Raw genomic sequence first — 16,070 nt, 5'->3', positions numbered from 1 at the left:
CTTAGAGGCTATCTCCCGCCATCGCTGCATTGACAATCCCTCTCTCGGTGTCGGTGGTTATTCTCTATGCCCGGACTTAATTAACGGCGTATCCGAGGTCAACGTGCTGGGAAACATAGCCACCGGGTAGCAGCAAGCTGGCGCCCCGATTGCGCCCTTCGCGTCGCACAAGCATCGAGCCGTCGGGGCGAACATCGAGAACACGCCACCGGTCACCGTTGCGTACCCAGCTCCCACCCGCCCGCAACCGACGATCATTCCTGCGCGTGATGACGATGTCACCGCTTGCCGCTTGTGTTCCGTCATGCAGGTCGGTCTCGCGCGGTCCACGCACCATGCCATCGAGGATCAGGTCTGTCCGCGCGCGAGTGTTGAGCATAGTGACCGATTCGTTTGAATCAGCGATGAGCACGGTCGTGCGCCCGGCACGTTGGTCGGTCCGCCATGCGGCGTACGCCGCCTCAGTCATCGCTTCGGTGCCGCCCTCGACGATGCGGTCATGCTCCGCGTAGGCTTCGAGCACTTCGGCATGGCCGTGGCGAAGGTCGAGTGAGGCACGCTTCTCCCACTCGTGTGTGAAGCGGTGCACGTCGACGAGTTCGGCGACGTCGCCGCGGTCTTTTGCGAGGAGTCCGAACGCGCCGCCTGCGTCCACCGCTTGGAGCTGGGCGTAGTCGCCGACGAGCAGGACCTTTGCTCCGGCATCCGCGGCGAGCCGCGTAATGCGGTCGAGTGACAGCGTTCCGGCAAGGGATGCCTCGTCAATGATCACGAGTTGCTTCGCACTGAACGTTTCGCCCGTTTGGAGGTGTGTCTGCCACCACTTCGCAGTGTTTTCCGACGCGATCCCGAGGTCCTCGCAGAGCACCTGAGCAGCTCCGGAAGATGGCGCGAGACCCACGACGGAGCCACGCCCGTGTTCGCGCTCCCATGCACGCCGGAGCGCGTACATCGCAGTCGTCTTCCCAGCGCCAGCGGGGCCGACAAGCACATCAACGACGCGCCCTGACACTGCGATCGCTGACAGTGCGGACGCTTGATCGGGTCCGAGCATCCGCCGCTCACTGTCGGACTTCCGCGAAACACGCTCGATTGTCGCCAGCGGGATCGTGGGACCTGTCGTAGTGCGCGAGAGCTGCAGCAACCGGTCCTCGGCATCAAGTAGCTCTTCGGAGGAGAAGACCGTGGAGTTCTTCGGCCGAAACACCGACGACTCATCGGCTCGTCGGAAGACAGCGGGACTGGATGCTAGCTCGGGCGGTGTCAGCCTGAACGATTCGGCCTCAGCCGCATCCACAACCATCCCGATCACTGCCTCACGGTCACGCGTGCTCGCAAAGCGATACCCCATCGTTTGCCGCGCCGCTTCGGCTGTAAGGTTCCACCGCCACCAGGTGGCGCGCTTCTCCCCCACTGCCGCGACAACGCTCAATCCGAGGTTCGCGACGACGTCGAGGGGAATGTCGTCAGCGCGCAACAGCAACGGCGCATCATTGGCAACGACTCTTCGAGCCCAACCAGTCACTTCTTCCCCCAGGATCGCCCCAGCTTGTTCTCGCCACTTCTCTGTGAGGTCAGCAAGCGAATGGATCTCCTTCTCCGGCCGTGTGGCGAGTGTCGCCTGGGCACGCAGCTTGATGATCGTCGCACTGGAGGGCTGCCTGCCATGTTTCTCGACGTACGCCGCGATGAGCCGCTCCTTTTCCTCGTCGATGTACCTCGACCGAGATGAGAACGCGTCGACCAGAACCTGCGGAACGGAAGCTATGCTCCATCCCGGATTTCGGTCACGACCTCGTTCACGAGGCTCCCACTCAATGCCCAATGCTCGTGTGAGGTGATCGGCAAATACGGCCTCGTGCAGTTCGGAGAGCGCGACGGTTGCGGCGTGCATCGGGCGGCTGTCGAGGCTGCGCCATTTGTTGTCGAGCACGGTCTGGACTTTGTTGCTGATCACGACGTGCGTGTGCAGGTGAGGATCGCCCGCGCGCGAGTCATAGTGATCGTACGCAGTCGCGATCAGCCCGCGCACTTCGACCTGCGCAACCGCGCCATCACCGGGGGTTGCACCGGCCCGCGTGGCCGCAACCTCCCGTTCCATAAACGCAACCACCTCTGCAACTGCTGCGTGGTGGGCATCAACGATGAGCGATTGCGTCCCAGCATCCGCGACCGCCCACAAGACCGAGGCAGACTTCGGGATCGAGAACGTGTAGTCAAAGCCCGCAACTGCTCGCCGAGTTCCCTTCGCTGACTCCTCGGCTTCTATCGATGCCGTTTCGCGCCCACGCTCTGCAGCGCTCAGACCCGGCGGGAGTGCCGCGAGGCGCTCGGCTATCCGCTCCGCTCTTGGCTGATAGCGCGGGTACGCCCGCCCCAGGGGTTCACCCGTGATGGGGTCCCGACCCATGCCGATGAGAAGTTGGAGCTGCGCTTCGGAAACCTCGTCTCCCACGTCAAGCTGACCAGCTCCCAACGCAGCGATACTGCTCCCCATCCACCTGCCCGGCGGCGTGCCGTCGGCGCTGTAGTAGCGCGTCAGCGGTGTCGAAAGGTCGCGGTCACCGTCTCCAACGGCGACGGTGCGCAGGAGGTACTTGTACCCGTCGCCAGCGGACATCAATCGCATCGACACCGTCACAGCCGCTCACCTTTCCTCCGTCAGGGAGGAGGTGAACACGCAGCATCGGCGGCATCAAGAACGGCAACGTTCCTCGATCTGCCAGACGCGTGGTAGCTGGGGTAGCTCGCTGGCAGGTGAGTGCGCCACAGTGAACAGTGCCGCCCTCTACGTTTAGAACGGCCAGACTCTAGGCTCGTCGAGTTCAACCGGAACACGGACACTCGAAGCGCGGGGATGCGACTGAAGCAACTGCCGCACCGTGCGAATGGCAAAGTATGACTCCACAATGAACCTTCGCTGCTCGCCCCACAGCGAGGGAACATATGCATTGTCACGGATCGAGTGCGCGGTCTTTGAACGTCGACGCCGTATCTCCCTCAGTATCGAACTTGCAGACTGCACGAGCCCATTGGGATCGTGAGTGACGGTTCGCTCCATCCAGGCGATGAGCATGCTCATCGTGCCGCGCTGAGCCCGGTAGACGTTACCTTCAGAGTCCTGTCTTTCCTCAGTCGTAGCCAATTTCGCGCGCTCGAAGAACTTGACGTTCAAAGGCTCAATGAGGAGCTTGTTGAGTTGCTCGATGAAGCTCGTCAGCTCAAGCTCCGTGGGGCGTATCAGATAGCCGAAATCTGTAGGTCGGTCGCGATCCGCATAGGTCTGCTTGAAGAGGTGTGGATAGTCGATTGCACCGCAGATCTCGTTGATCAACTGAGTCTCCATGAGCACAGCAGTGTACGGACTGATGCGTTCGGGGAACTCTCCCATAAGGTGTGGGCGCACCCAGTCAGGATGAAGCAGCCAACTTTGGTCATCGTGCTCGAAGGATTTCCAGTAGGACTGCTCAGCGGCCGACAGATCATGAAGGTACCGAAGCGGCACACCAACGACGATCTCATCGCTGCTTTCGTCGTCGCGAAAGCCAATACTGAACGTCGTCAAAAATGTATCCAGAGGGGTATTCTCCTGAGCCCGGATCTCCCCGCCAATGTCGAGCGTGTAATTGTAGCGAGGGTCATCTCGATACCTCGCCAGCACCGCAGCATGAAAGAACACAGATGACAGCTGCGCCCGCCCCGTCGCGAGTGCAGCAGAATACGGCGCACCTGGGTAGCGGTCGCCCGCCGATATCTCTGTGAGGACGCGTTCCCTCGGGTAGAGGATGGCACCCGCTGCACCTCCACGGCGCCTAATTTCAGCCGCGTTCGCGTCTGCGGACTGAGGCGGAAAACCTAGGATGAACGGATTGACCATCTCATGGCCGAAGTTGACGTAGATATCGCCTTCTGCCGCGAGGGCGCGGATCGTGGATTCGATGCCGTCGGCGTCATGCCCGACGATCTCGGCTAGTTCCTCGGTGCTTATGCCGTTGAAGTCGGCCGAGTTGAGATACGCAGAAGTAATGTGTTGTAGTACTTCGCGCCGTAAGGACTCAGAGACCGAAGCACCCGCCGAGGCCGGGTCGTGATCCAAGGGCTACGCCTCCCTGATGTAGGTAACGCCAAACGCCCGCACCTGACGGAACTCCTGACGACTGTTACCGAAGTCGAACCAGCCGCCATCGGACTTCTGGAAGATGTCGAGACCCCGTCCGAGGTTGATCCGCCAGCCCGTGTCGGTACGGATCCAGCGATCATGACCGCCGGGGTCCTTCGCGACATCAACCTTGATGCCTTGCTGTGCAGCACCCTGCACGATCTCATTTAGCATCTGCAGCTGCTTCTTCTGATACTCTGGCTCCTCCTCCAACAGAGTGAACAGCTTGAAGTTGATCTCGTCGGCTGGGTCCTTTGCCGACGCGATCATGGCGAGAAGCTCCACGAGATTGCGTCCCTGATGGCTCATGCGCACGTAAGGGTCGTGCAGTTCAACTTCAGTCGCACCCTCCAGATACGGCATGAGCAGCGTCTCGTACGAGAGGCCTCGCTGGTTCTCAGCGAAGTCACGGTGCCCTTCGAAGAGCTTCGGCTCGGGCACTTCGACTTCAATCTGAACATCAGTACCAGTGGTCAGATCCACGCGAGGCAACGAGCCTTCATCGCCCCTGTCCGCCCCCGCGGCCTCGGCACCCATATCCGCATCAGCGTCGTCACCGCTGGAAGCGGTTCGGTGCGCACGGTAGTACGTCGGAAACTCGTCCTCCTCTAGCGTCGTCACGGACGTCCAGCCGCCGCCGATCGGCTCGTAGCCGAACCGTACGTCCGCCATCGTTGCATCGATGCGCAGAATCTGGTCCTTCACGCGCTTACGCCCCTCGATCGAGAAGCGCAGGATCTCCTCGATCTCTTCGGCGGTTGCCTGCTCGTGTGGATAGAGCAGCTTCATCAGTCCCGAGAACGTCTTGTGGATGCCGTCTCGGTCACGGGTCGAGATATCCGAGCCGAGAGTGAAGTACTGCTGGTAGCGGTCGGAGTAGTCAAGGTTCCGCATCGACTTGAGGACTTCGGCGATGTAATCGACGACGAATCCGTAGCCGCTGGAGAACATCTCGCTGCGGATGGTGTCAACCTCCCACCCGGGGATGTAGAAGTGCAACCGGTCAAGGAACGCCGGGTCATGGTAGCTCTCGGGCAGCTCGTCAAACAGGTCTGAGTGCTTGAGCATGTACGGCACCGTGTGCGACGTGTTGCCGACGAACACCATGGATGCCTCAGCGCCGAGTGTCTCCACACCGCGGGAGAACGACTTGTTCGCCATGTAGTTCTTCATGATGTCCACAAGCGCTTTATCTGTGCGCTTCTTCTTACCCGCGAACTCGTCGAATGCAACGACATCCCAGTACCCAACGAGACCAAGTCGCCCATTGGAGTTGTTCACGAACAACTTCGGTACGGTCACTTCTCCACCCGAGATGAGCATGCCGTGCGGCGAGAATTCGGAGTAAATGTGCGACTTGCCCGTACCCTTGGGCCCCAGCTCAACGAGGTTGTAGTTGCGCTCGACGAATGGGATCAGCCGCACCAGCTGCAGGAGCTTCCCACGGCGCCCAAACATCTCAGGGTTGAAACCGATTGACTGGAGTAGCAGGTCGATCCACTCGTCCGTTGTGAACTTCGCGCGCGCATCGAGGTACCCGTCGTAATCGAAGTTCGACATCTGGATCGGCTTGAGTGAGCCCAAGATCCAAGGGGAAACACGCGCATCTTCAGTATGGAAGTACTCGACATCGCACAGGCACCAGACTCCACCTACGAGCAACTTCGGGTGAGCGCCCACGGTCGCCGAGTCGACGATGACACCACTGATACCGAGCTTGGCGAATGTGGCCTGGTAGACATCATCCTTCTCGTTGAGTGCGACACTGACCTTGTCGATGATCCTGTAGCGGCCTCGCTCTTTGATCTTCGACTTCACCAGCTCCGACTCATTACGGTGCACGTAGTGCTCCGCAAGGATCTTCCTGACGGTCTCGATGCCTGCTTGGATCGTCGCTTCGTCATCCGATGCCGCATACTGGCCGAGCAGGTACTCAAGCACGTAGGAGGGCACGATCGCGTTGCCCTTGACCGCCTTGACAAGGTCCTTACGGACGACGGCACCAGCGAAGTGCTCGTTGATCTTGTCGTCGAGAGCTGACTTAGCCGGAGCAGTATCGATCGTTCCACCGTCGGCGAGGATGTCGATACCGCCGAGCGCATCTTCGAGGTTCGTCATGGCTCTCCTAGAAGTCGAAATCTGTCGTGAAGGACCGTTTGATGGTGTAGTTCCCCTTCGAGAGCAACTTCCATTGAGTCGTGTTCGGGATCGGCTCTTCGAGGCGAAGCTCGACGGGTCGGTTGTTGTACTGGTCAGCGTCCTGTGTCAGATACAGGACAGACTTCTGGTATCGGTCGCGCTGGTCGTCGGATGCGCTGTCGAAGGTGAGGATGGGCTGGTCAGAAATCAGCGTGTCACCGACGTAAAGGCCGAGGCGTACTTGGCGAGGTCGGATCTTGTCCGTGACGGCCTCACGTTGAAGCAATTTGACTGCGAGCTGCCCGGTGGTGATCTTGTCAGTCTCGGGCATGAGGTCGACATTGACGTGCCGGACGTCGCTCTTACGCTTCTTATTGACCGTTATCACTGGGACCACGATCTCCTGGAGCGATGCGCCGCCGTGAACATATCGGGTGCCAGCACCAGGCTGCGGGATACGGTGGATCGACTTCGGAATCTGAATGTCGATGTCGCCCATGAGCCCCGCTTGTGCCGAGGTGAACGTCATGAAAGACGGGGAGGGCTTCAGCGACTTCCCCAGTACGTAGCGACGGTTGGTCTTGGTGACTGCGTCCCCCTGCGGGCTCTCTGAGAGGTAGTAGGCCTGCTCCAGCGGGATGTCCTGGTAGAGGAACCCATGATCGGCAGTGATCAGGATGTTCGTGGCGTTCGCGTTTGTCCACTTCTTCACAAGTTGGAGTAGCTCGCGCAATGTCTCTTCAGCGGCCTCGAAGACAGTTCGCTCGGTTGAGGCCGAATCTCCCGCGGCATCAATGCGGTCGTGATAGACGTAGAAGATCTGGTGCTTCGTGTAAAGCTCGCGAAGTTCACTTCCCGGCATCGCCAGAACTTGAGCGGCCGTGATGGCATGCCCTTTGACTGATTGCAGAATCTTGTCACGGTTCGCGGTTCCGTTCGTTGGCTTCCCGTCCGCCAGCACAGGCAGGCCTTCGGGGTGGAGTTCTAGGCTCGACTGCGGTAGTAGCGAGGCCATACCGAGCTGGGTATAACTCGGTAATGAGCCGAGCACGGCCGAGAGGGAGGCATCGAATCGGTTCTCGCCACGGATGGTCGAAGCGAGTTCCTCAGCGACCTCGTAACGCATGCCATCGGAGATGATGACTACCACCTTCGTGCGTCCGTCCTTAACGACGGGAACGACGTGGTGGTCATAGAACTTGGCCTGCGGTGCGAGAGCAGGAGACTTCCACTCGCTCAAAGGCTCAAGTGCCTGTTGCCAGCGCCCCCCGAAGTCGTAGAGGTACTTGTTGGCATACTGCTTATCGACCTCAGATTTGAGCGCTTCAAGTGGCTTTTGGAAATCAGCGGTCTGATGTGCGTAGGTGAACCAGCGGTAGTGCTGGTCGATGCGGAACCACTCCGACTGATACTTCTCCAGCCCGACGGCGGCCGTAGCGATTGCATGCGGCAACCCGGCGATCTCCGTAAGCAGCTCGGATGCACTCTGGATGGCCTTGTAAAGCTTCGTGTACTTCGTGCTCCATAGACTGTGCTGCCGCTGTCGGACAATATCGGCAACCTCGCGCGGCGTCACCGACTGGGCAGTAACGGCCGCAGCGAGATCAACAATCACCTTCCGGTCGATCTCTTCGAAGATCGTGACCTTGGCCAACTCACGGTAATCACGCTGTTCAATCCTCGTCTTGACGTCGAGCGCGTCGGAAGCACGCGAAGCAAGCTTGGTCATCACGTCCTGCGTGCGAACGTCGTAGCGCAGGGCGTTGAAGTCGCTGCGGATGTTGCGGAACTCGTCAGGCGTGGTTGACGAAAAGTCTTCGATAGCGCGGCTGAACATCCACAGAACAAAGTCGTCGATTGTCGGTGCTGTGCTCGCGTACTTATAGATGCTCGCGAGCCCGTCCCAGAAGAACTGGTTGAGACCAAAGGTCACAAGGTCATCGAACTTGGTGTGCTTCCCTGCCGCATTCTCAACCAAGAGTTCGCGCACGATGTCGGTCAGCTTGTTGCCGGATGCTTTGACAAGCACCTGGCACATTTTTGCGCGAAGGAGCGCCGCGTCGTCGCCGTCATTCAACAGCTTTTCCAGCGCCTGCTTGCGGCTGTTTGCTGCGAAGAACTTCTGGTGCTCTTCGATTACCGGCAGCAAAGCAGGGTCATTGAGGCCTAGCTCCTGCTGGAGCATGGAGGTCCTGTCCGCGGTGAAGACTCCGTATGCCAATTCGAGGTCGAGCAACCAGTTCGCAGTTCCGTGTGGGATGCCGCCGGAGCGGTAGACGAGGTACTTTCTGGTGTGATCAGCGAGGATCGTGCTCTTCACCCCAAACTCGTCATCCTGCACGCGGATGACACTAACGGCGCCAAGATTGAGGGCATCGAGGTCGACGGTGTACTCTTCGTTGGGATCGTGCCAGAACACCACCCGTTGGGAGGCGAGTCGGCTTTGAAGTGCATCCTGGACGGAGGTCAGATCAGTCACTCGCTGCCTCCAGTCCCGGAATCTTCTTAAGCGCAGCACCGAACTTCGGGTAGTTCACCTTCACACCATCGTCGAGGTCGATCACGACGTTCTCGGATGCCTTCGGGAAGAGCGTGTCGTGCTCATACTCATTCAGCTCGACGAGGATCTTGCGGAGACGATCCGCCTCCTTCGCGTTCCCCGCTCGCTCAGCCTGTTGCAGCGCCGACTCCAGCTTCGTCACATACTCGCGCAGGTAGGTAAGCACCATCGAGACCGTCGAGGGCGTGTAGCGGTGCATGTAGATGAGCGCATTGAACGAACCCTTAGGGCTGGAGAAAAGCCAATAGATGGGGCGATTCTTGTAGCGTTTGACATGTTCCTTGTAGAACGATCTTACGAAGTAGTCACGCAGATGCTTCACGCCGAGGGATTCGGTGATGAAATGCAAGTTCTCCTCGAAGTTCTGCTCACCGAACGCTGCCCGCAAGAACTGACGGAACCGCGCCACGATGTCGTCCTCGAACCAGTCGCCTTGCACAATCGGAATGACGTTATCAGCGTCCGGCATGAACGTTGCCGAGGGCACCTTGGCGAAATACTCCCGCAGGGTCGCTCCTTGGTCAGCGAGAATCAGGCCGGCCTCGTCGAGACTGTAGCGACCGAACATGCACCCGACAGCGTACGAGACAAGATTCGTCAGGAGCGCCTTGACGTCAGGTGCCGACCGCGCATAGACCGCCTCCTGGAGTTCTTCGATCGACCCGCTACCGAATTCTGCCAAGATTTGGCGAACCCAGTATTCGCTACTCTCCTGCTCAAGTTGATTTACTCTATCCTGCCTATTCTGCTCGAGTTCCAGGAAACGAGAGACCAAATCGGCGAGTGCGGTGTGACTTGATGACTCCATCAGCAAGGGGCTTACCAGGAATTCTGCGCTCGTTTCCTCGCGGCAGAGATCCATACGCTCCAGTTCCACTAGCTCCGCCACCCGTGTGGCGTCATTACCACCGCTCACTAACGGCAGGCGCGCCACATCGCCAATCTGATAACTCATTGTTGGCGAAAGCACATCTAACCCAGCGCGTACAAGCGCACAATTCAGATACCCCAGCAGGTTGAGTCGATCACTTTCGCTTGTCGGGAAGATTGACATACCGTTTATGTCGTGAATGAAGCCCTGAGGCTGAAGGCGGAAGCGCGCCCCATTGCTCCCCGTTTTGGACCAGGTGACCGCCGGTCGAAAGTAGTAGTCGACGCCCTGAGCGCGGGAACGCGGCCGACCGCCGTTCTCCGTCCCGAAGGCCCTAACCGCTTCACCGTCATTCTCCCAGTTGACCACCAGATCCTGACGCCCGTACCAAGGCCGTGGTGTACCGCCCTTGTTGTAGGGGAACCACTTCTTTCCTGAAGACATTGCGGCATCGCTTGAGATGAGATCACGTCCTGTGCGTTCCTCACTTACCTCCCACCATTGACGAACGAACCGACCATTATCCCCGGTCGCGAGCCCCTGCTTTGCAGGAAACCTCCTACCAACCGTCGGGTTCGCAGTGTAGAGCGCAAGAAGCTGGCGGGGAAAATCGAATGCAAACGGTGCTCCCGGGATCCCCTTGAACATCGACGGATTGACTTCATACATTAACTCCCCCGATATCGGCAGGGAGACAATACTGGACGCGATCGCATCCGCAGGCACACGGAAAAACAGTCCAGTTCCGTGCGGAGTAGCAACAACACGCAGGATCACAGCAGCCGTGTTGACTAGAACCCCAAACGCTGACTTATCAATACACGCGACCAGCAGCGGGGTCGTGCGCCGCAAAATGTCGTCACGCATCGCCTCGTAGCTAGAGGTAAATATCCATGATTCGCTCGCGATGATTGCAGTGTATCCGCCGGAAACTACCAAGCCGAGGGATCGTTCCAACAACATTGTGCAAAGATCACCGTACGTTGTGCGATACCAAGTTTCCGCAAACGCCCGAAGACGTTCCCCCATGTTAATAGTTCCCATGTAGGGCGGGTTCGCAACCACTACCGTGTATCGCGACGACAGGTACTCGGCCTGCACTACCACCCGCTGTGCCCCGTTGAGGGCATTCGCGCGAAAGATGTCACCTTCGTCGTTGAGCGTCGCGAGGTGCTCCGCGAGTCCGACAGTTAGAGCGGGGTCTGGCTGGATGAGGGAGCCGAGGGTGTCGGCCTCGGCAAACTGGTTCCAGAACGCTTCTTCCGCGTGACGGTCCCCGTCCCCGGTCACGAGGTAGCTCAGCTCATCAGCGGGGAAGGAGATCGGTTCGAGCACGCAGACATTTGGCTCGACGGGGTTCTTGAGGAACAGCTTGCGCTTGGCAGCAGCCTTCATCGTCAGGGCGAACGCCGCCAACGCACCGGCACGCGGGTCGATCTCGGTGCCGTAAAGATTGTTCGTGAGGATCAGTCCCGGAATCTGCGACGGAGTGTAACCCTCCTCCTCGTAGATCGCGTAGAGAAGATCAAAGGCATAGGTGAGCATGTGCCCCGACCCGCAGGCGGGGTCGATCACTGTGAGTTCTTCGGGCTTGGTGATCTTGAGGAAGTCGGTCTCTTCGTCGACTGGAGCGATGTAATAATCCATCCGGTCAACGAGGCGCGACTCAGGGTGGTTGAGCATCCATAGGCGACCGACAGAGTTCTCAACGAGGTACCGGACGATCCAGTGCGGGGTGAAAAGCTGAGTAGCAGCAGGGATCTCGTCGGCGCCAGCCTTCTTGTTCTTCTTGAACCCGGCGAAGACCTCATCCTTACGTTCGGAAATATAGAACTGGTAGAGCCAGCCGATAACTTCGACGTCTTGGCAGACCTCCTCAGTCAGCACAGTCACGGAACGGCTCAGGACAGAGTCCTCGGCGAGAACGTTCGCGGGGATCAGCAGTTCGGTGAAGTCCCCTTCGCGCTCGAACATGAACGGCATCGCCCGGTTCCAGTAGCGGCAGTAGTCCGCGAGCAGCAGCGAATAGGCTTCGGCTTGGGCGTCGACACCGGGGCGGGGCTGGCGGGTACCGTTGAGAAGCCCCGTTATGGCGGCCGCGTTTGCACCCTTGACCACGTCACCGTCGACCTGACCGCGCTTAGCGGCAGCGAGAATCTCCGGCTGGCCGACCTGGTCTGCCGCGGGTGAAACGACACCGATCCCTGTGTATCCATTCGCATCCATGAAGCGAAGGGCGATGATGCGGTTGAACCAGGTATAGGCGACCCTGTCTACCACGTGCGCCTTGCCCTTGTCGCCGCCGCCTCCCGCGGAGATCGCGCGTTCCAGCTCCGACACTGCTCTCGGCTGCTCAACACGCTCGGGCGAGCCCTGGGCAAGAACCGCTGTGATTCGTGCGGCCACTTCGCGGATAAGTTCTGTGCGCGATGACGTAGCAAAGGACTTAAGGAGGGTTGTATCCATCAGAGCGTGATTCGCTTTCCGTCGTTGAGGGTCGCAACCAGCGCGGTCCGCAAAGCGGCCAGGTAGTTGTCCACATCCGATTCAGATTCGAGGACACCGGCAACCCCAGGGGCGCTTATCGTCTTCACCGAAACCATCGGCTTCGGCTGCGGAGCGTCGCCCTCCTCGCCTTGCTGTGACTCAACGAGCTGACTCAGCAATGCCGGGTAATCGTCCTGCTCAAACGTCGCTCCCGCCTGGAGGATGATCGCGACCTGTGTTTCATCGCTGAGTCGCGCGAGGATGGCGTCGATTCGTCTGATCACGTTCTCCTGTGCAGCTGTCGGGGCGTTGGCGTAGTACGTGCTGCCAAGGATTTCGGTCTTGCGCCCGTCGATCGCTGCAATGACGGACACACGCTTTTCGGTCACCACGTCGTCAATCTGGCTCTTCAGAGCGTCAGCTGCCACCTTGAGCTGGTTCATCTTGTTGCCACGGAATGCATTGGCATCCGAAAGCAGTTCCTTGACGCGCTCGGCGCTACCTGTCGGAAGCGAGCCGAGATTTCCGGAGTTAGTGTTCAGAAGAGTCTGTGCTTCGTCGAAGATCTTCGCCTGCTGCCCGTTGAGGAAGGACTTGATGGGGTCGATCAAGTCCTCCTTCGCTTCGAGCAGCTCATCAGCCCTGTCGAAATCGTTGAGGTACCAATCGACCTGCTTGCCGACGACGTCGTCGAGAAGAACGACAACATTGGAGAGTTGACTTGTGAACGGGTACCGGCTGCTGCCCACAAGGGCAGCTAGTTCGTCTCGCCTCGCCGCGAGCTTGTCCTTACCAAACCTGGCTAGCTCGGTGGCGTCGGATGGTACTGCGGCTTCGTCAAAGAAGTCGGTGCAGAACTTCTTGAATGCGGCAACCTTCGCCTGGTCATAGGCCTTCTGCGGGGCAACGACCACGTGCTGGTGCTTCCCTGTATTGCGGATCAGGGATGCTGCTTCGGTCCGAACCACCGGGTTGGAATCGACACTCAGCGCCACCCTGCCATTCCCCACGAGCCATCCCAGCACGACCTCGATTGAGCCGAGGTCCCAGCCGTAGGGCTTGGCCTCGAAGCGGTCGGCGATCTTCTTGATCGTCACTTGTTCCCCCAGGCCAGTCTGGGTGATGATCCAAGACTCCATCTCAGTACCCGGCGAGTTCAGTGCGCTGAGCGTCGCCGCGTCGAAGAGACCCCCATCGTTCTGCACGACACTCGCAACCTGCTGCTCAGGGAACACCTTCCCGCCGAGCAGTCCCAGGCTGGTATATGTGCGGCTCACGAGTTCCTGGAACCCGTCGGTCACGCGCGTGAAAGCGTCTTGCGAACTGGACGTGACCTCGGCGGCATTGATAATCAACTGGGCTCTGCCCACAGCCTGGCGGAGGCGCTCGATGAGTTCCTTCTCGCGGTCTGTGTTGAGTATCTGCTTGGACTGCAGGATCGCCTGCATCGAGGGAGTCGCGCCGGAATTGGTGCGCTGCTTGGTGTACTTCTCCGTCTTCAGTAGCAGTCGCAAGTCGGCAAGCAACCGCTTGTCGCGACCAAGGAACACCCGCAGCTCGTCCCGACCCATGCTCTGTGCCGCGATCTCGGAATCGCTGTAGCTGGTCTCGGGAGTGATGAAGTGGATCGTCAGCTCACGCTGATTTCCCTGCGGAATGTCATCGAGCTTGTAACCAAACGAGAAGTCTTGGCCGTTCTTGGCGTACTTGAGTTTGTTGGTCCGGAGAATGTCGGAAGAAAGGTACCGGAAGAGCTTGCTCGAGACCTCGGAGGAGTCAACGTCGACCGCCTTGATCTCCTTTTCAATCTCCTGCTCCTCGTTGGTGAGGTACTCGTAGATGTTGCCGTTCCGCTGAACATACGATTGCGCTTCCAGCAGGTTGAGCGCCTCCTGCACCTGCTTGCCCAGTCCCGTGAGGTCGAGCCCGAAGCGGTCATAAACGAGCACGGTGAGGTTACGGGGAGTCGCTTTGAAGGTGTCGACGTACTTCACCAGGAACAGCGCCTTCAGCAGGCGGTTCGCGAGGATTGTGACTTCCGAGCTTGGGTCAGGCAAGTGCTTCTCAGCCTGGAGAATGGCGCTCTGAGCTGCCGACTTCAGTGCCGCGCTGATCCCGGCGAACATCTGGTCGAAGGTTGCAAGGTAACCAACCTGCTCGTTTCCGATGCGCTTGGCAACTTCCTGCACCACGCCGAGCATCGAGCGCTCACCGACCGAGCTGTTCTTGCCCTCGAACATGTTGTGGTCGGACAGGCCCTCGATTGCGGCCTGGAACATCGGAATTTGGTAGGTGACGAACGGATACGTGTTGATGAAGCGGGTTTCGTCCACGTAGTTGCGGTAGGTTTTCGCGCCGTCGACGAAGTTGAAGATGGTCGGGAAGTTCGCCGCCTGCGTGGAATGGATCGCCTGCAATGCGGTCGTTCCAGCGTCGTTCTTCTCCAGTAGACGCTTGCTGATGACTTCTTCGACGTCTTGGCTGGTGAGCTTGACCTTGGTGCTGAAACGAGCCTGGATCTTGGAGAAGTCGTTCCCCTGTTGCCTCGTACGGTCGCCGATGACCTTGTCCATGTCTTCCTGCGAAGTTACGAAGACCCACGACCGGCCCTTGCACTTGGTGTTGAGGGACTCGGCGATGGTCTGGAGGTTGAGCATGAGTTTGACGTCGTCGGCGATGAACTGGCCGACCTCGTCGACGAAGAAGTTGAGCCGGAAGTCTGGCTCCTGCGTGTCAATCCATGCCTTTACAGACGTCGCGAAGTCTTCGATCGAGACTGCGTATGACTTCTGGTACTGGGCGATGATGCCTGGATTCGCCTCGCCATTTACCTCAGCGAACGCCTTGTCGATGTTGTGACCTTCAAGTGCGGTCTGCTCGCGCCCTTGTGACCAGTCAATCCCGGCGATCCTCGCAAACGCTGCCTTGAACGCGTCATACTGGCCGCGCTTATCGAGGTCTTCCTCAAAACGGGCGACGGCGCCGTCATTACCGAAGTATCCGCGACTCTCGTCGAATACCTTGACGAACACCTTGAGCAGTGCGTCAGTCTGGTCCTTTGCGATCAAGGTCGCCTTCTGGTCAATGTTGAACAGAAGGCTCTTGGCGGGGATGGACGCTGCTTTCTTCAAAGAGGCAATAAGCATTGCGTCGTCGGTCTTAGCGAGGAAACTCTCTGCAACTTTGTCGCGCGCAAAGGCCTGGCCTTCGACGTCGCCGAGGAGGTGTGCGAGCATCTTCAACAGGTGGGACTTACCGGAGCCGAAGAAGCCCGAGATCCACACGCCGTTGGCGTTTGTGTAGTTGGTGTACTCCTCCAGTAGCGGCGCAACACCCTTGGCAGCGTCGTTGGTAAAGACATACTCCTCGACTTCGATGCCGAGGTGGTCAGCGTCATCGGCTTTGACGACACCCTCGATCGAGCGAGTGACGTCTTTGAGGAAGATCTCGTTAAGTTTCATCGGGTCATGCTTCCTGGTCGAGAATGCGCTTGGCGCGGTAGAAGGAGTCATCTTTGAGCTGGCCGAAGAGGACCAGGGCTGCCCTGTGCGTCAGGATGGGGTGAGACACCAGCACTGCTGACCTTCGCACTGCACGGGGCGAGAACGGACCAATACTGAGATGACGATGACGGTTGCTGACGTCGGCACCGATGATGGGGCTATGGCTCCTCGTGCTGACCGGCCCAAGAGGCGGACGTTCACCGCCGAGTTCAAAGCGGCGATCCTGGCCGAGTACGACGCCGCGGACCGCTCTGGGCGTGGGGAGATCCTGCGCCGGGAGGGCCTGTACACCTCCCACATCATCGAGTGGCGCAAGGCCGCGGCCGCCGGCTCGCTGTCCGGGCTGGGCAG

The 16,070-nt window shown here is 59.2% G+C and carries 5 protein-coding genes and 2 pseudogenes; 1 reads left to right on the top strand and 6 read right to left on the bottom strand.

Annotated features, from left to right (window positions below):
* Nucleotides 1-82 precede the first annotated feature (82 nt).
* The 6 genes and pseudogenes from mobF to brxC form a co-directional block, all read right to left on the bottom strand.
* A pseudogene (mobF, locus tag B7W94_RS08505) lies at nucleotides 83-2,629 on the bottom strand (MobF family relaxase); the annotation flags it as partial.
* 165 nt (nucleotides 2,630-2,794) lie between these two features.
* Nucleotides 2,795-4,096, bottom strand: a complete 1,302-nt coding sequence (locus B7W94_RS17955) for a hypothetical protein (RefSeq protein ID WP_139833298.1) — start codon at nucleotides 4,094-4,096, stop codon at nucleotides 2,795-2,797.
* 3 nt (nucleotides 4,097-4,099) lie between these two features.
* Nucleotides 4,100-6,277 (bottom strand): BREX system Lon protease-like protein BrxL, encoded by a 2,178-nt coding sequence (gene brxL / locus B7W94_RS08495; RefSeq protein WP_085605917.1) that lies wholly within the window; start codon nucleotides 6,275-6,277, stop codon nucleotides 4,100-4,102.
* 7 nt (nucleotides 6,278-6,284) lie between these two features.
* Nucleotides 6,285-8,777 (bottom strand): BREX-1 system phosphatase PglZ type A, encoded by a 2,493-nt coding sequence (pglZ, locus tag B7W94_RS08490; protein ID WP_085605915.1) that lies wholly within the window; start codon nucleotides 8,775-8,777, stop codon nucleotides 6,285-6,287.
* The gene (gene pglX / locus B7W94_RS08485; RefSeq protein WP_085605913.1) at nucleotides 8,770-12,195 is read right to left on the bottom strand and encodes a BREX-1 system adenine-specific DNA-methyltransferase PglX; all 3,426 of its coding nucleotides are present in this window, start codon (nucleotides 12,193-12,195) and stop codon (nucleotides 8,770-8,772) included. Before pglX ends, pglZ begins: the two co-directional genes overlap by 8 nt.
* Nucleotides 12,195-15,677, bottom strand: coding sequence for a BREX system P-loop protein BrxC (gene brxC / locus B7W94_RS08480; RefSeq protein ID WP_085605911.1), 3,483 nt, complete (start codon nucleotides 15,675-15,677; stop codon nucleotides 12,195-12,197). The genes pglX and brxC overlap by 1 nt, the downstream gene beginning before the upstream one ends.
* A gap of 202 nt (nucleotides 15,678-15,879) precedes the next feature.
* On the opposite strand from brxC, the pseudogene B7W94_RS08475 reads away from it, so the two are divergent.
* Nucleotides 15,880-16,070: pseudogene (locus B7W94_RS08475) on the top strand (IS3-like element ISAar46 family transposase); the annotation flags it as partial.

The sequence above is a fragment of the Microbacterium sp. LEMMJ01 genome, assembly GCF_002114135.1.
In the GTDB taxonomy this organism is placed as follows: Bacteria; Actinomycetota; Actinomycetes; order Actinomycetales; family Microbacteriaceae; genus Microbacterium.
The sequence above is the reverse complement of the archived record's forward strand: the minus strand, read 5'-3'. Positions and strand labels throughout refer to the sequence as shown.

Coding starts and splice junctions, on each gene's coding strand:
- brxC (WP_085605911.1), bottom strand. CDS start 15,677: ATGAAACTTAACGAGATCTTCCTCAAAGACGTCACTCGCTCGATCGAG.
- brxL (WP_085605917.1), bottom strand. CDS start 6,277: ATGACGAACCTCGAAGATGCGCTCGGCGGTATCGACATCCTCGCCGAC.
- pglX (WP_085605913.1), bottom strand. CDS start 12,195: ATGGATACAACCCTCCTTAAGTCCTTTGCTACGTCATCGCGCACAGAA.